Source organism: Citrobacter sp. KTE30 (assembly GCF_000398825.1).
Lineage (GTDB): Bacteria > Pseudomonadota > Gammaproteobacteria > Enterobacterales > Enterobacteriaceae > Citrobacter > Citrobacter freundii.
This window is the reverse complement of record NZ_KB976055.1, coordinates 1,882,693-1,899,133: the sequence shown is the minus strand read 5'-3', so window position 1 is coordinate 1,899,133 and position 16,441 is coordinate 1,882,693. Positions and strand designations below refer to the sequence as shown.

Below are 16,441 nucleotides of genomic sequence, written 5' to 3'. Positions count from 1 at the left end.
TTATATCTTAGCAAGCGAAATTATCTGCGCAGGAGGCACTGCAGGCCACAATCCTCCCTGCATGGCACTGAATCCCACAGGCAAAACACGCTCCAGCATCTCTTGTGTATCAATTCCGCTAATGATTATTGACTCACAACTGGGAGATAGTTGCGCCAGAATAGCCCGCATAAACGGTTCAAACGAAATATGTGCAATCCTTTGTTGAACAAAGTTTTTATCCAGAACGACGCGTTTGAACAGACCGTCAAAAATTGCCCGGGTTGATATACCGCCAGCACCATAGTTTGTCAGGACTAATGGAAATCGCGCAGCAAGTGCGGCCAATGTTGGATTATCTTTACCTTTGTTTAACTCCGGATAGCTTTCATTAATAGTCAGCTCCAGAAATGAAAATCGTTCAACTTGTGAAGCAAGTTCAGTATCTGATAATAAAGTATTAGCAATTGCTGGCGTTAAATTAATCCAGGCAAATACTTTTCGCTGAATAAAAAAATGTTGGCACGTTTCGATTAATTCTAGTTTTTCTACAAATAAACGACATTGTTCGTCGTCTGACATCCGAGGTAGGACCAGCTCGGTGGGTATACGCACATCCCCATGTGCACTGGCGAAATTGGTGATGATGTCGACGAATTCAAGATCGCCTTTTTCGCTTCTCGCAGGAAGAAAAGAGAACTCAGAATGGTAAAGATTATCCAGTGAAACAATCATCGTGCCAGCCCCGCTGCATGGGTGTTATCCGGCATCCTGTAGCAAAGGATGAAGAAATACGTTACTGCTGATGCAAGTAGAGGCCCTTTCATTTTTCCCTTTTTAGCCGGTAAATCGAATCCTTTTTTTTAGCTTATCCTGATTATAAGCGAATATCCAGCTTTGCACTTTTTAATATCTCGGAATAAATCATATTTTTAGCAAGATACGCTCTTAATGTTCATGGGTATTGTCTAACCAAAAGCAGAAATAAAAGTTAACTTTCAAACGGTGATGTCGAGGCTGCCACTCGATGGCAGCCTCGGAGTTGTGAGGATTAAATACGTCGCGCCTGCCAAAAGTTTTTACGCCAGTAAACGTTATCCAGAGACGAGCGCATCACTCCACGGCTGGTTGAAGCATGAATAAATTGATTATTGGTATCGTAAATACCGACATGCAGACCGCTTTCCCCAGACCCGGTTTTAAAGAAAACCAGATCGCCGGGCAGCAAATCGTCTTTATCAATTTCGGTACCAATCTTTGATTGCGTACGCGTATCGCGTGGGAGTTGCAGATCGAATTTATCGCGCATCGTCATCAAAACAAATCCAGAACAATCCACCCCGCTACGACTCATACCACCATAACGATAGGGTGTGCCATGCCAGGTTTGTAGCTGATCATTAAGACCGGCGATAACGGCGATTGAATCCGACAAGCGGGCATTTGGCGCAGGCGCACGATGGCTGCTGCAGCCCGCCAAAAACAATGCTGTGATTAAAAGGAGCCAAAAGCGCATTCAGTACGAATCCTCTGAATTTTATTTTTATACCAATTTAGCGTGGAAATTATATGATTTTCAAGAACCCATTTAACTTAAGTGGTTGATATGAGCATTCTATGCCCTTCAATATCCAAACGTCGGAAGTTGACACCATAGGCCGCAGACAGATTGGCCGGCGTCAGTACCGCATCTCGAGAACCACTGGCAAGCAGTTTCCCACGTTTGAGTAGCCAGGCTTTATGCGCATGGCGTAAGGTGTGATTAAGGTCGTGACTACTCATCACAATCGCTATGCCCTGCAAACACAGCTGACTCAACAATCGATCCAGTGCGTTTTGTTGCGCGACGTCCAGACTGTTCATCGGCTCATCCAGGAGTAAAAGCTGACCTAATGGATTCGCTTGTGGGCAAATCTGCAGGATAACCGCAGCCAGGCGCACACGCTGCCACTCACCGCCGGATAGTTGGTTCACGCCGCGCCCCAGTTTATCTCCCAGGCCGAGCGCATCGGCGACCTCCTGTAACAGATCGGTACGTGCTTTGTCGGGTTGATGCAGCGTCAGAAAATGCCAGACCGGCATCGCAAACGGCGGATTTTGCTGTTGCGCAAGATAGGCACGATATTGCGCCAGCCTGGCAGCCGGCCATTCCTCCAACGGCATATCACCAAAAGTGATGCTGCCCTCTCCGTTCGTCAGACCCGCCATACGCGCCAACAGCGTACTTTTTCCGGCACCGTTTGGTCCCACTAAATGCAGGATCTCTCCTGCTTTTATCTCACCAGAAAGCGGGCCAAGACGGGTCGATTCCGCGACGTCCTGTAGCTGCATCAATCGAGACATTAGTTTGCCAGCGCCTGCTTGATGGTTTGCAGCAAAATGGGATCCTCAGGCGTCATATCCGGTGAGAATCGTTGCAGCACTTTTCCATCGCGACCCACTAAAAACTTCTCGAAATTCCACAGAATATCGTCCGGGTAGAGCGGCGCACGACCTTTGCTCGCCATTCGCTCATAGAACCCACTATCCGCAGGTGCAACGGCCGTTGGCGCGGCATCAATCAGCTTCTGATACAGCGGATGGCGTCCCTCGCCGTTGACGTCAATTTTGCTGAACATCGGGAAAGTTACGCCCCAGGTGGTACTGCAGTACGTTTTTATTTCCTCTTCGCTGCCCGGCTCCTGGCCCAGAAACTGATTGCAAGGGAAACCAAGAACGCTGAAGCCCTGTTGGTGCCAGGTTTTCTGCAGATTCTCCAGTTGCTCGTACTGCGGCGTCAGTCCACATTTTGAAGCAACGTTGACGATTAACAGCACATTTCCGGAATACGGCTGCAGTGAGGTAACCTCGCCGTCGATGGTCGTCACTTCTGTATCAAGGATAGTGTTTTGCATAGCATCTCCAGAACAACAGGTGGATTTTCAGTTTTTAATCATAGACCGAACCAACGCGTTCTAGCGCGCGGCTTTTAACAATAGCCAGATAAATACCGGTGCGCCCATGGTGGCCGTCACCACGCCGATAGGTAACTCAGCCGAGGCCAGCACCAGACGCGCGACAACATCAGCAAACAGTAATGCGATTGCACCAGCCAACGCACAACCTGGCAATAAAACACGGTGATCGGTGAGGCCGCACAGTCGCAAAATATGCGGTATCACAAGCCCAATAAAACCAATCGCCCCTGCCAGAGCCACGCTCACGCCGACCATCCAGCCCGTGGCGACCACCAGCAGGTTGCGCCAGAACCATAGTGGCAGCCCCAGCTGACGAGCAGACGTCTCTCCTAATGCCAGCATATTCATCGGCTGCGACTGACAGCAGATCCACACCAGTACCGGAATCAACGCCACCATGAGCCAGGCCTGATGCCAGTCTACGCCACCGAAGCCCCCCATCATCCAGTACATCAGCTGTCGTAAGTCAAATGATGTGGAGAAGTAGATGGCCCATGTCATCAGCGCGCTACAGATAATCCCCAGCGCCACCCCTGCCAGCAGCAGACGGCTGGTAGACAAATGACGGCGGGCGAAACGTAGCAGTATGAGCGTGATAATCAGCGCCCCAGCAATGGCGCAAAGGCCCAATGCCCAGCCGGGAAGTTGCCCCTGCCCCAGCAGCACCGCCGCGATAAGCCCGACTCCCGCGCCATTAGACACTCCTAATAATCCCGGCTCGGCGAGCGGATTTTCAAAGAGAGATTGCATCACTGCGCCTGATAAGGCCAACGCAGCGCCTACCAGCAAAACGGCAAGGGTACGGGGAAGTCGGATTTGCCAGACGAACAGATCGCCGCGGGCGCTGAACCAGTCGCCGGGAGCGATCCATTGTTCTCCTGCGCACAAGCTTAGAATCGTTGCCAGTAGCATAAGTACTGACAGTGACAGTATCCAGCGCACATTTCGACGCTGCTGTTGATGGGCGAAAGTCAGCATGTTTTCCATTCTGCTGAAAAGAGATGAAGGTGATTCTACGGTGCTGATTCGGTAGTGAAAAGGAAAAAGGCCGCAGAGCGGCCTTTTTAGTTATATATCATGGTTTGCGCTGCCGCTTTGATGGCAGAGCAAGTGACTTAACGGATCGTTAAATCACTCTTCTTTGGGCGTTGCGTTTTCGACCCGGCTTTTTAACTTCTGTCCGGGTCTGAAGGTCACCACGCGCCGTGCTGTAATGGGAATATCTTCGCCCGTTTTCGGGTTACGGCCCGGACGTTGATTCTTATCACGCAGATCGAAGTTACCAAAACCAGAGAGTTTTACCTGCTCACCATTTTCCAGAGCACGACGGATCTCTTCGAAAAACAGCTCGACCAGTTCTTTGGCATCCCGCTTGCTAAGCCCAAGCTTATCAAACAGATATTCTGACATTTCAGCTTTTGTAAGCGCCATAGGTTCAATCCCTCAATGATGCCTGGAATCGCTCTTTTAATGCCTCTACACATTTGGCGACGGTAGCGGCAATCTCCTCTTCTTCAAGTGTACGGCTGGTATCCTGAAGGATCAGGCTGATAGCGAGGCTCTTATAACCCTCCGCAACACCCTTACCGCGGTACACGTCAAATAAGTTTACGCCAACTACCTGATTTACGCCAACTTTCTTACACTCGGATAAAATATCCGCAGCGGGAACGTTTTCGGCCACAACAACCGCGATGTCGCGACGGTTCGCCGGGAAGCGAGAAACTTCACGCGCCTGAGGCACCACGCGGTCTGCGAGCTTATTCCACTCCAGTTCAAACACCAGAGTGCGACCGTTCAGATCCAGTTTACGTTCCAGTTCAGGATGAACAACCCCAATGAAACCAATACGTTCACCTTTCAGATAAATCGCCGCAGACTGACCCGGATGCAGTGCTGGATTCGCTTCAGCTTTGAACTGAATGTCTGCCAGTTTGCCGGTCAGGTCGAGAACCGCTTCCAGATCGCCTTTCAGATCATAGAAATCAACGGTCTCTTTTGCCAGATTCCAGTGTTCATCATGACGGTTACCGCAGATCACGCCCGCCAGCATCAGATCCTGACGGATCCCGAGATTGGCCTGTGTATCCGGTACGAAACGTAAACCCGTTTCAAAAATACGTACGCGGTTCTGCTGACGGTTCTGGTTATACACTACCGTAGACAGCAAGCCGGTCCACAGGGACAAACGCATAGCCGACATATCAATAGAAATTGGGCTTGGCAGCAGCAGCGCTTCTTCACCCGGGTGCAGCAGCGACTGGACTTTCGGGTCGACGAAGCTGTAGGTAATTACTTCCTGGTAGCCTTTGTCATTCAGCATGGTTTTTACACGTTTCAGCGATAAATCCGCTTCACGATGCGTACCCATGATAAGACCCGCCTGAATCGGCGTGTTCGGGATATTGTCATAACCGTATACGCGGGCGACTTCTTCGACCAGGTCTTCTTCGATTTCCATATCGAAACGCCAGCTCGGCGCGACCGCTTTCCACTCATCCTGCCCTTCCGTCACGTCACAACCCAGACGACGCAGAATGTCGCTCACCTGCTCATCCGCAATATGGTGTCCGATCAGACGATCCAGTTTGCTACGACGAAGCGTAATGGTTGCGCGTTTTGGCAGCGTGTCTTCGTTCGTCACGTCAATGACTGGACCCGCTTCGCCGCCGCAGATATCGATCAGCAGGCGCGTTGCACGTTCCATGGCCTTATGTTGCAGAGCCGGATCAACACCACGCTCATAGCGGTGAGAAGCATCGGTGTGCAGACCGTGACGACGTGCGCGACCGGTAATAGACAGCGGGCTGAAGAATGCACATTCCAGCAGGACGTTTTGCGTTTCATCATTCACGCCGGAATGTTCGCCACCAAAGATGCCGCCCATCGCCAGCGCTTTGTTATGGTCCGCAATCACCAGCGTATCCGCATTCAGCTTCGCTTCGCTGCCATCCAGCAATACCAGGGTCTCACCCTCTTTTGCCATACGGACAACAATTCCGCCTTCAATGCGGTCTTTGTCGAATGCGTGCATCGGCTGGCCCAGTTCGAGCAGCACATAGTTAGTCACGTCAACCACGGCATCGATTGAACGAATACCGCAACGACGCAGTTTTTCTTTCATCCACAGCGGGGTCGGCGCTTTAACATTGATGCCTTTAACCACGCGGCCCAGATAGCGTGGACAGGCTTCCACGGCTTCAACCTGAATCGGCAGGACGTCGCTAATGGTTGCCGCTACAGGCGCGATTTCCGGCTCAACCAGCGGAGCTTTGTTCAGCACAGCAACATCACGTGCGACACCGATAATGCCTAAGCAGTCGGCGCGGTTCGGCGTGACGCTGATTTCGATAGTGTTGTCGTCAAGCTTCAGGTATTCACGGATATCGGTGCCAATTGGCGCATCGGCCGGCAGTTCGATAATCCCGTTATGATCGTCGGAAATACCCAGCTCAGAGAATGAGCACAGCATACCTTCAGACGGCTCACCGCGCAGTTTCGCGGCTTTGATTTTGAAATCGCCCGGCAGAACGGCACCAACGGTTGCCACAGCCACTTTCAACCCCTGACGGCAGTTTGGCGCACCGCAGACGATATCCAGCAGACGGTCACCGCCTACATTCACTTTGGTGACACGCAGTTTGTCAGCGTTCGGGTGCTGGCCACATTCAACCACTTCACCCACCACAACGCCGTTGAACGCACCGGAAACAGGTTCCACACCGTCAACTTCCAGACCCGCCATTGTGATTTGGTTTGACAGAGCATCGCTATCAATCGCCGGGTTTACCCATTCGCGTAACCACAGTTCACTGAATTTCATTGTTTTATCCTGCCTTTATTTAAACTGTTTGAGGAAACGCAGATCGTTTTCGAAGAAAGAACGCAGATCGGTAACACCGTAACGCAGCATGGTCAGACGCTCCATCCCCATACCAAATGCAAAGCCCGAGTAGATTTCCGGATCGATGCCAACATTACGCAGCACGTTCGGGTGAACCATCCCGCAACCCAGTACTTCCAGCCACTTACCGTTTTTGCCCATCACGTCTACTTCCGCAGAAGGTTCAGTGAACGGGAAGTAGGAAGGACGGAAACGAACCTGCAGGTCTTCTTCAAAGAAGTTGCGCAGGAAATCGTGCAGCGTGCCTTTCAGGTTGGTGAAGTTGATGTTGGTATCAACAATCAGCCCTTCCATCTGATGGAACATCGGGGTGTGAGTCTGATCGTAATCGTTACGATATACACGGCCCGGGGCGATAATACGGATCGGCGGCTGTTTTTCCTTCATGGTGCGGATCTGCACGCCGGAAGTCTGCGTACGCAGCAAACGCGTCGCGTCAAACCAGAAAGTGTCGTGGTCAGCGCGCGCCGGATGATGGCCAGGAATGTTCAGCGCATCGAAGTTATGATAGTCATCTTCGATTTCCGGACCAGTCGCCACGGTAAAGCCCAGCTCACCAAAGAAACTTTCAATCCTGTCAATTGTACGCGTTACAGGATGCAGACCGCCGTTTTCGATACGACGCCCTGGCAGGGAGATATCGATAGTTTCTTCTGCCAGACGAGCATTCAGGGCAGCACTTTCTAATTCGGCCTTACGCGCGTTCAGCGCTTGCTGCACCTGCTCTTTGGCTTCGTTTATCACCGCACCTGCTGCCGGGCGCTCTTCTGGCGGCAGTTCGCGCAGGGTTGTCATCTGAAGGGTCAGGTGCCCTTTCTTGCCCAAATATTCGACGCGGACATTGTCTAACGCGGCAACATCTGAAGCCTGGTTAATGGCGGCCGTTGCACTGGCAACCAGCTCTGCGAGATGTGACATGGTTTTCCTCGTTATGTTGCGATATTCACTAGTCGCTCATATATACGCAAAATCATTCAAGTTGTATCAACGCAGCAAAAGAGCGAATGCAGCCAATACAGAGACAACTTGAAGGATGACGCGTATAAAAAAAGCCTCCACCAGGGAGGCTTTTAGGCGCTGTTTTCCGTTTCTTCTTTCACGCGCAAGCCTCCTGATTTCAGGTGCTAAAGTAAAAGAAGAAGCGGAAAATAGCAGCATTCATGCTTGCGTTACCTTGTGTGGTAAAAACCGGACAACCTTTATTGAAAAGGCTTACGGATAAATTGTCAACTAATTGATTGTACTGCAAATAAAAGAGAGGGAGCCAGGCTCCCTCTTTTCACCGGCTTATGCCAGAGCTGCTTTCGCTTTTTCGACCAGAGCGGTGAACGCTACTTTGTCGAATACTGCGATGTCAGCCAGGATCTTACGGTCGATTTCAACAGAGGCTTTTTTCAGGCCGTTGATGAATTTGCTGTAAGAAATACCGTTCTGACGTGCTGCTGCGTTGATACGCGCAATCCACAGTTGACGGAACTGACGCTTTTTCTGACGACGGTCACGATAAGCGTACTGACCAGCTTTGATAACAGCCTGGAAGGCAACGCGGTATACGCGAGAACGCGCACCGTAGTAGCCTTTAGCTTGTTTCAAAATTTTCTTGTGACGTGCACGGGCAACTACACCACGTTTTACGCGAGCCATATGTGCTCTCCTGTATCTATATTCTTAGTAAAAAAATGAATTAAACGTTAACGGCTTATGCGTACGGCAGGCACGCGATAACCAGACCCAGATCGCCTTTAGACACGAGGCCTTTTGGACGCAGGTGACGTTTACGCTTAGTAGATTTTTTGGTCAGAATATGACGCAGGTTTGCGTGCTTACGCTTAAATCCACCACCACCGGTTTTTTTGAAACGCTTAGCAGCACCGCGTACGGTCTTAATTTTTGGCATTTTAATAACTTCCACTTCGCATTGTTAATAAACGAAACGTAGGCGAACAACGGCTGTGGAACCCGTAGGCTCCACAGACATTGCTACTTGAAGGCCTTACTGTTTCTTCTTAGGAGCGAGCACCATGATCATCTGGCGGCCTTCGATCTTCGTAGGGAAGGATTCGACTACTGCCAGTTCACTCAGATCGTCACGGACGCGGTTGAGCACTTCCATACCGATCTGTTGGTGGGCCATCTCACGACCGCGAAAACGCAGCGTGATCTTAGCCTTATCGCCATCTTCCAGAAAGCGTACCAGGCTGCGGAGTTTTACCTGGTAATCGCCATCGTCGGTGCCAGGACGGAATTTAATTTCCTTAACCTGGATAACTTTTTGCTTTTTCTTCTGTTCCTTAGAAGACTTACTCTTTTCATAAAGGAACTTGCCGTAGTCCATAATACGACAAACTGGCGGTTCGGCGTTAGGGCTGATTTCAACTAAATCTACTCCAGCTTCTTCAGCTTTTTCGATCGCTTCTCTCAGACTCACAATACCCAAAGCTTCGCCTTCCAGACCTGTTAAGCGAACTTCCAGGGCGCGAATCTCGCCATTGATACGATTCGGACGTGCCGTTTGAACTCGTTTTCCGCCTTTAATACCTTATTCCTCCAGTTGTTGAAGACTGCGGCTGCGAATCTCTTGTTGCAGCTTCTCAATCACTTCATTTACGTCCAGGCTGCCCAAGTCTTTGCCACGACGGGTGCGCACGGCAACTTTGCCTGCTTCTACCTCTTTGTCGCCACAGACCAACATGTAAGGGACACGACGTAAAGTGTGCTCGCGGATTTTAAAGCCAATCTTCTCATTTCTCAAGTCTGCTTTTACACGAATACCCGCATTTTGTAGTTTCTGCGTTAATTCGTTAACGTATTCAGACTGAGAATCGGTGATGTTCATGACCACAACCTGAACCGGCGCAAGCCAGGTCGGGAAGAAGCCAGCGAACTCTTCGGTCAGGATACCGATGAAACGTTCCATCGACCCAAGAATTGCACGGTGAATCATAACCGGCACCTGACGTTCGTTGTTTTCGCCAACGTAAGAGGCGCTTAAACGGGACGGCAGGGAGAAGTCCAGCTGTACAGTACCGCACTGCCATGCACGATCGAGGCAGTCATACAGGGTAAATTCAATTTTCGGACCGTAGAACGCGCCCTCACCCAGTTGGAACTCAAACGGGATGTTGTTTTCTTCCAGCGCAACGGCCAGGTCAGCTTCAGCACGGTCCCACATTTCATCGCTACCGATACGTTTTTCGGGGCGAGTGGACAGTTTGACGACGATTTTCTCGAAGCCAAAGGTGCTGTACATATCGTAGACCATACGAATGCACGCGTTAACTTCATCACGAATCTGCTCTTCAGTACAGAAGATATGCGCATCATCTTGAGTGAAGCCACGAACACGCATCAGGCCATGCAGCGCACCTGACGGTTCATTACGGTGGCAGCTACCAAACTCAGCCATACGCAGCGGCAGATCGCGATAGGATTTCAGACCCTGATTAAAGATCTGTACGTGACCCGGGCAGTTCATTGGCTTAATGCAGTATTCACGGTTCTCAGAAGAGGTGGTGAACATTGCATCTTTGTAGTTATCCCAGTGACCTGTTTTTTCCCACAGCACGCGGTCCATCATGAACGGACCTTTCACTTCCTGATACTGGTATTCTTTCAGTTTTGAGCGAACAAAGACTTCCAGTTCACGGAAGATAGTCCAGCCATCGTTGTGCCAGAACACCATACCCGGTGCTTCTTCCTGCATATGATACAGGTCAAGCTGCTTGCCGATTTTACGGTGGTCGCGTTTGGCCGCTTCTTCCAGACGTTGCAGATAGGCATTCAGGGCTTTTTTATCTGCCCATGCAGTACCATAAATACGCTGCAGCATCTTGTTATTGCTGTCGCCACGCCAGTATGCCCCAGCGGTCTTCATCAGTTTGAAATGATGGCAGAAACGCATGTTCGGCACGTGCGGGCCACGGCACATATCGACATATTCTTCATGATGGTACAAGCCAGGCTTGTCATCATGGGCGATGTTTTCATCAAGAATAGAGACTTTATAGGTCTCGCCACGCTTCACGAAGGTTTCACGCGCTTCGTACCAGCTGACTTTCTTCTTAATGACATCGTAGTTTTTCTCAGCGAGTTCGTGCATCCGCTTCTCAAGCGCGTCGACGTCTTCCTGGGTTAACGTACGGTCAAGATCGATATCGTAGTAAAAACCGTTATCAACAACCGGTCCGATCGCCATTTTGGTGTGCGGCCAGAGTTGTTTGATCGCGTGCCCTAACAGGTGTGCACAGGAGTGACGAATGATCTCCAGACCTTCTTCATCCTTCGCGGTGATGATGGAGAGCTTCGCATCATGCTCAATCAGATCGGAAGCATCTACCAGCTCACCGTCAACACGGCCAGCAATAGTGGCTTTCGCCAGACCTGGACCGATGTCCAGCGCAACATCCATGGGGCTTACAGCGTGGTCGTAATGGCGTTGGCTGCCATCAGGAAGAGTAATAACAGGCATGTTATATCCTTATTTGCAGTGGTGACCCACACGTAAGATCACATACAAAGATTCAATATTTAAAATTATCAAAAAGGTGTGGGCTGATTCCCGCTTCACTCTGCGAAATATGTCACTGGTCGCCTTAAAGACCACACTGGACCTACACCCGCTTTTTGATAACACCGTTTGACAGTGTACACGGCATTACGGGTCGATCAAAGCAGCAATCAACGCGCGCTCTATGATGTAAATCAATTCACTCACACCCAACCATCTTTGTTACACTTGCACAAAGTCATCTAACCTGAGCAGGAAAAAAACAATGCCCACAAATCGCTTTGCGAAGAAACACTGGAAGATGGTTGTGATTCTGCTCGTTATTTGTGCGGCCATGTTGATGCTGCGCTGGGCTGCGATGATCTGGGGCTAAATGACGCTCACCCGCTGTTCCGATTTCGTTTATTTATCGATTAATCGAATTCGTCTGAAAATAGCGCGTTATGGCCAGGTAGAAAAATAAAACGCAAATTAAATATTAAATAAACTTAACTTTAATTTAGAAAAGCCAGGCCATTTATTTGACCCGGCTTGTCACTACATCCGATAGCCGAGGGAAACTGTCGTGCGGCGATCGGTATGCTCCGGCGCTGTTGCCGGTGGTTCAGAGTTCCAGGTCACGTTGTAAGCCACCTTTAACCCAAAGTGTTCGTTGATAGCAACGTTCAGGGCAGTTTCAGAGTTGAGTGTGGTATCGTCAGCGCCGAATACCGACACACCCTGAGTAAACTTGGTATTGTCCGTCATCTGCCATGCATAGGCCCCGGACGCATAGCCCAGCGGCTGTGTTTCGGTGGTGCCATCCGTGTGCTCGTCATAGCGCACGCCAGGACCGAATTCGAAACGGAAGCTGTGCACAGGCCCGTTGAGGAACTGACGACCATAACCCGCGGTCAGCACATCACGCTCGCGGTAGCCGTTGTAGCGGTCGGTCAACCAGCTTGCCTGTCCAAAGAGATAGTCATAGTCGGTCATGTTGTAACGACTACGGCCACCTACGGCATATTTCTCCGATGAACGCTCATCATTTGAGGAGGTATTACTGGCATTTCCCCACAGAGACCATGCGGTCGCTTGGCCGTACCAGGTCATGGTGGTATCTGCGGTTAAAGAAGAACTTTTTGTGTTGCCTGACTGGGCGAGATATCCCGCGTTCAGGTTACCTTCAAAGGGTTTTTTCGCGCTGGAAGGGTCATCCATGACAGTAAAAACGGAATCATCGGCGGCAGCATGCATTGACGCAAGCAGGCCTCCCGTCAGCAGTAATGCTGCGGGCACTGTCTTCAAAAGCTTCATTTATTAAGAGTCCGTACAACAAAAAAAGAGACCATTACGGTCTCGGAAACTTTCATATGGATCAATGACAAAAGACCCTTGAAAGGTAACAAATTATAAAAAGACTCGAATAACATAGCAATAAATTCTTATTTCATTTTTTGAATAAGAGCGTTCCTAAACCTTTATTTTATTTATATAACTTTATGACGATAATTTTAAATAAAGATATGAAAAATCATGTTGTTAATTACTTCACTTTCGGGAGGTTAAGTGCCAGACTGAGGACAGCCTAACAGGAGGTAAAGATGGTACGTATCTATACGTTAACACTTGCGCCCTCTCTCGATAGCGCAACAATCACTCCGCAAATTTACCCGGAAGGTAAGCTTCGTTGTACCTCGCCAGTTTTTGAACCCGGCGGCGGCGGCATCAACGTTGCTCGCGCAATTGCCCATCTTGGCGGAACCGCAACGGCGATTTTCCCCGCGGGGGGTGCAACCGGAGAGCATCTTGTTGCATTGCTCGCCGACGAAAATGTTCCCGTATCCACCGTCGAAGCCAAAGATTGGACCCGACAAAATCTTCATGTCCACGTTGAGTCCAGCGGCGAACAGTATCGTTTTGTCATGCCTGGCGCTGCGCTGACCGATGACGAGTTCTACCAACTTCAGGATCAGGTGCTGGAAATTGAATCTGGTGCATTGCTGGTCATCAGCGGTAGTTTGCCGCCCGGCGTACAGCTTGAGAAGTTGTCCCGACTGATTACCACCGCACAAAAACAAGGGATCCGCTGTATTGTCGACAGTTCAGGTGAAGCACTGACGGCGGCGTTAGCCATCGGCAATATCGAACTGGTCAAACCTAACCTCAAAGAACTGAGTGCGCTGGTAAATCGAGAACTGACACAGCCCGATGATGTGCGCAAGGCCGCACAGGAAATCGTACATAGTGGAAAAGCGCACCGCGTTGTGGTCTCGCTTGGGCCGCAAGGGGCGCTGGGCGTAGATCGAGATACCTGCGTTCAGGTGGTTCCGCCACCGGTGAAAAGTCAAAGCACCGTAGGCGCGGGCGACAGTATGGTCGGGGCCATGACGCTTAAACTGGCTGAGAATGCACCTTTTGAGGATATTGTCCGTTACGGCGTCGCCGCAGGTAGCGCTGCAACGCTAAATCAGGGTACGCGCCTGTGCTCTTTGGACGACACGCAAAAAATTTATTCGTATCTCACTCAGTAATGACACCGTCCCTCTTTTGAAGAGAAAGGGGGATTCTCGCGTAAAACTGTCAGCATGGGTGTTATGCGACTATGATAAAAAATCACGTTATTACAAAGAAGTGAATCATGTGCAGTCAGACGTCTCCACAACGGTACGGGGTGAAGAAGAGCGACAAACATTAAGTGCCTTTCCAGCGATGACGCGTCCGTGGTGTGCGTCAGTTCGTGTTTTTTAACCGCATTCTTGCGCTAACCTTATGATCTGGCAGACAACATGGGGAGAGACATCATGTGGCAGGCTATCAGTCGTCTTTTAAGCGAGCAATTAGGTGAAGGCGAAATCGAACTGCGTAATGAACTGCCCGGCGGAGAGATTCACGCCGCATGGCATTTACGCTATGCGGGGCGGGATTTTTTCGTCAAATGCGATGAAAGAGAGCTGTTAACCGGCTTTACGGCAGAAGCCGATCAGCTGGAGCTACTTTCCCGCAGTCAAACTGTATCGGTACCGAAAGTCTGGGCAGTAGGCGCAGACAGAGATTACAGCTTTCTGGTGATGGATTTCCTCCCTCCCCGTCCGCTTGATGCGCATAACGCGTTTATCCTCGGTCAACAGCTTGCGCATTTGCACGAATGGAGCGACCAGCCTCAGTTTGGTCTCGACTTCGATAACGCGCTCTCTACCACACCGCAGCCCAATACCTGGCAACGTCGCTGGTCAACCTTTTTCGCCGAGCAGCGTATAGGCTGGCAACTGGAACTCGCCGCTGAAAAAGGCATTGCGTTTGGCAATATTGATGCCATCGTCGAACATGTCCAGCAACGTCTCTCTTCTCATCAGCCGCAGCCGTCTCTCCTGCACGGTGATTTGTGGTCCGGGAACTGCGCCCTCGGTCCTAACGGTCCGTACATCTTTGACCCTGCCTGCTACTGGGGGGACAGAGAGTGCGACCTGGCAATGCTGCCGTTACATATCGATCAGCCGCCGCAAATTTATGACGGTTACCAGTCTGTCTCACCACTACCGCTGGACTTTCTTGACAGGCAGCCAATCTACCAGCTCTATACGCTGCTGAATCGAGCAATTCTGTTCGGAGGACAGCATCTGGTTGTGGCGCAGAAAGCGCTGGATAGATTACTCGCTGCTTAACTACGTACCGCGTTGCTTATCAGGCCTGCCGTTTCGCAACATGGCAGGCCCGATAGAGCGGCACTTACAAAAAGCCCAGCAATGAGAAGAAGAAGTAGCCGATCACGATAACGATCACCGGCAAAATATAAAGCGGGAAAATTTGTAAGAAGATCGTATGGTGCGGTACCACAATTCGCGACTCAAGTTGCTCGCGGGATAATCCTTCACTGCCTTTTGCCTGTTCCAGAATCAGCTGATCCTCAACGCCTTCGCGTAAGAAACGTGCCTGGCGGCTCATTCTGGCGCCTGAATCTTGCAACGCCAGACCGATAAAAATCAGGATGAATATCAGCCAAAAAACGAGATTCAGTCCACTTTGAAAATCGGGCGTTGGCGAGTTATACCAGAATACGTTAAGAAAAGGTGTATTAACCCGCATCATATCGATCATCACGTGAGCAAAATCGAGCATGACCGCGTTAATTCCCTCCTGCTTTTCGCTGTGCGCATACATAAACTTCAGTACAGAAACCAGTGTTGAAATCAGCGCGGGAATGAAAATTACCCATCCCGCCAGCCTTTTCAAGACGGCAATGCGTCCAGCTTGTTGATACGTCATGAGTTCCCCTTGATAAAGACGTGTCATTTTGGCCTAAGTTTACCCGTTGATAACCGTTTTCGCCTGATCTTTAAAGGCGGTATACTGCTGAATTAGCCATAATGAACGCTCAGAGCCTGTTATGACTGGCTCTTAATCCCTTTTATCACCGTAAAGGAGAGGTTGTGATGTCAACCCCGCGTCAAATTCTTGCTGCAATTTTCGATATGGATGGATTACTGGTCGATTCTGAACCGCTTTGGGATCAGGCCGAACTGGATGTGATAGCAAGTTTAGGCGTTGATATCTCCCGCCGCCATGAACTTCCCGACACCCTTGGCTTACGCATCGATATGGTGGTCGATTTGTGGTTTGCGCAGCAACCGTGGAACGGTCCCTCACGTCAGGAGGTCACCGAGCGCATCATCACCCGGGCCATTGCGTTAGTGGAAGAAACAAAACCGCTGCTGCCGGGTGTGCGTGAAGCCGTGGGGTTGTGCAAATCTCAGGGAATCAAAGTAGGACTGGCATCCGCCTCGCCGCTGCATATGCTGGAAAAAGTGCTGACCATGTTTGATCTGCGCAGCAGCTTCGATGCGCTGGCTTCTGCAGAAAAACTGCCTTACAGCAAACCGCACCCGCAGGTTTACCTCGATTGTGCGGCGAAACTGGGCATTGACCCGTTAAACTGCGTTGCGCTGGAAGACTCGGTAAACGGCATGATTGCTTCAAAAGCCGCCCGTATGCGTTCCATCGTGGTACCTGCACATGAAAATCAGGACGATCCCCGCTTCGTTCTTGCCGACGTCAAACTAACCTCGCTCACCGAACTTACTGCCGCTCATCTGCGCGGCTAATCCTGTAACGGGC

At 50.4% G+C, this 16,441-nt stretch carries 19 protein-coding genes and 1 other annotated feature; of the genes, 4 read left to right on the top strand and 15 right to left on the bottom strand.

Annotation, left to right across the window (positions count from 1 at the left end; all coding sequences use genetic code 11):
* The 13 genes from WC1_RS13960 to thrS all read right to left on the bottom strand — a co-directional run bounded on the left by WC1_RS13960 (position 1) and on the right by thrS (position 11,308).
* Complete coding sequence (locus WC1_RS13960) at positions 1 to 714, bottom strand: EAL domain-containing protein (RefSeq protein WP_003836643.1); 714 nt, start codon at positions 712 to 714, stop codon at positions 1 to 3.
* Positions 715 to 1,030: 316 nt separating this feature from the next.
* Positions 1,031 to 1,495: an NlpC/P60 family protein gene (locus WC1_RS13965; protein WP_003836644.1), complete on the bottom strand. Its 465-nt coding sequence runs from the start codon at positions 1,493 to 1,495 to the stop codon at positions 1,031 to 1,033.
* Positions 1,496 to 1,572: 77 nt separating this feature from the next.
* Entirely contained in the window at positions 1,573 to 2,322 is a 750-nt protein-coding gene (btuD, locus tag WC1_RS13970) for a vitamin B12 ABC transporter ATP-binding protein BtuD (protein WP_003030567.1), read from the bottom strand.
* Entirely contained in the window at positions 2,322 to 2,873 is a 552-nt protein-coding gene (locus WC1_RS13975) for a glutathione peroxidase (protein ID WP_016150130.1), read from the bottom strand. Before WC1_RS13975 ends, btuD begins: the two co-directional genes overlap by 1 nt.
* A 60-nt stretch (positions 2,874 to 2,933) precedes the next feature.
* The gene (gene btuC / locus WC1_RS13980; protein ID WP_016150129.1) at positions 2,934 to 3,914 is read right to left on the bottom strand and encodes a vitamin B12 ABC transporter permease BtuC; all 981 of its coding nucleotides are present in this window, start codon (positions 3,912 to 3,914) and stop codon (positions 2,934 to 2,936) included.
* Between the two features lie 153 nt (positions 3,915 to 4,067).
* On the bottom strand, positions 4,068 to 4,367 hold the full coding sequence (gene ihfA, locus WC1_RS13985) for an integration host factor subunit alpha (protein WP_003030571.1): 300 nt from the start codon (positions 4,365 to 4,367) through the stop codon (positions 4,068 to 4,070).
* A 4-nt stretch (positions 4,368 to 4,371) separates the two neighbouring features.
* Entirely contained in the window at positions 4,372 to 6,759 is a 2,388-nt protein-coding gene (gene pheT / locus WC1_RS13990) for a phenylalanine--tRNA ligase subunit beta (protein ID WP_003030574.1), read from the bottom strand.
* 15 nt (positions 6,760 to 6,774) lie between these two features.
* A complete protein-coding gene (gene pheS / locus WC1_RS13995) occupies positions 6,775 to 7,758 on the bottom strand; it encodes a phenylalanine--tRNA ligase subunit alpha (RefSeq protein ID WP_003832580.1) in 984 nt (327 codons plus the stop codon).
* Positions 7,759 to 7,882: 124 nt separating this feature from the next.
* Positions 7,883 to 8,007: a sequence feature (Phe leader region), on the bottom strand.
* Positions 7,958 to 8,002 (bottom strand): pheST operon leader peptide PheM, encoded by a 45-nt coding sequence (gene pheM, locus WC1_RS24845; protein ID WP_001386830.1) that lies wholly within the window; start codon positions 8,000 to 8,002, stop codon positions 7,958 to 7,960. (Overlaps the previous feature by 45 nt.)
* Before the next feature lie 120 nt (positions 8,008 to 8,127).
* Positions 8,128 to 8,484: a 50S ribosomal protein L20 gene (gene rplT, locus WC1_RS14000; RefSeq protein ID WP_003030578.1), complete on the bottom strand. Its 357-nt coding sequence runs from the start codon at positions 8,482 to 8,484 to the stop codon at positions 8,128 to 8,130.
* Positions 8,485 to 8,539: 55 nt separating this feature from the next.
* Complete coding sequence (gene rpmI / locus WC1_RS14005) at positions 8,540 to 8,737, bottom strand: 50S ribosomal protein L35 (protein WP_003030583.1); 198 nt, start codon at positions 8,735 to 8,737, stop codon at positions 8,540 to 8,542.
* A 96-nt stretch (positions 8,738 to 8,833) separates the two neighbouring features.
* Positions 8,834 to 9,376 (bottom strand): translation initiation factor IF-3, encoded by a 543-nt coding sequence (gene infC, locus WC1_RS14010; protein WP_048997935.1) that lies wholly within the window; start codon positions 9,374 to 9,376, stop codon positions 8,834 to 8,836.
* Positions 9,377 to 9,379: 3 nt separating this feature from the next.
* Complete coding sequence (gene thrS / locus WC1_RS14015; RefSeq protein ID WP_003832572.1) at positions 9,380 to 11,308, bottom strand: threonine--tRNA ligase; 1,929 nt, start codon at positions 11,306 to 11,308, stop codon at positions 9,380 to 9,382.
* Between the two features lie 304 nt (positions 11,309 to 11,612).
* On the opposite strand from thrS, the gene yniD reads away from it, so the two are divergent.
* Positions 11,613 to 11,720 (top strand): small membrane protein YniD, encoded by a 108-nt coding sequence (yniD, locus tag WC1_RS24665; protein WP_003030590.1) that lies wholly within the window; start codon positions 11,613 to 11,615, stop codon positions 11,718 to 11,720.
* Between the two features lie 164 nt (positions 11,721 to 11,884).
* Here yniD and WC1_RS14020 read toward each other — a convergent pair whose 3' ends face one another.
* Positions 11,885 to 12,643, bottom strand: a complete 759-nt coding sequence (locus tag WC1_RS14020; protein ID WP_016150128.1) for a DUF481 domain-containing protein — start codon at positions 12,641 to 12,643, stop codon at positions 11,885 to 11,887.
* Between the two features lie 287 nt (positions 12,644 to 12,930).
* On the opposite strand from WC1_RS14020, the gene pfkB reads away from it, so the two are divergent.
* Both pfkB and WC1_RS14030 read left to right on the top strand, forming a co-directional pair.
* Positions 12,931 to 13,860 carry a 6-phosphofructokinase II gene (pfkB, locus tag WC1_RS14025; RefSeq protein ID WP_016150127.1) on the top strand — a complete coding sequence of 310 codons (930 nt, stop codon included), beginning with the start codon at positions 12,931 to 12,933 and terminating at the stop codon, positions 13,858 to 13,860.
* A 270-nt stretch (positions 13,861 to 14,130) separates the two neighbouring features.
* Positions 14,131 to 14,991 carry a fructosamine kinase family protein gene (locus tag WC1_RS14030; RefSeq protein WP_003840909.1) on the top strand — a complete coding sequence of 287 codons (861 nt, stop codon included), beginning with the start codon at positions 14,131 to 14,133 and terminating at the stop codon, positions 14,989 to 14,991.
* Between the two features lie 64 nt (positions 14,992 to 15,055).
* Here WC1_RS14030 and WC1_RS14035 read toward each other — a convergent pair whose 3' ends face one another.
* A complete protein-coding gene (locus tag WC1_RS14035; RefSeq protein WP_003030600.1) occupies positions 15,056 to 15,592 on the bottom strand; it encodes a YniB family protein in 537 nt (178 codons plus the stop codon).
* Between the two features lie 167 nt (positions 15,593 to 15,759).
* On the opposite strand from WC1_RS14035, the gene hxpB reads away from it, so the two are divergent.
* Complete coding sequence (gene hxpB, locus WC1_RS14040; RefSeq protein WP_016150126.1) at positions 15,760 to 16,428, top strand: hexitol phosphatase HxpB; 669 nt, start codon at positions 15,760 to 15,762, stop codon at positions 16,426 to 16,428.
* The last annotated feature ends 13 nt before the right edge of the window (positions 16,429 to 16,441 follow it).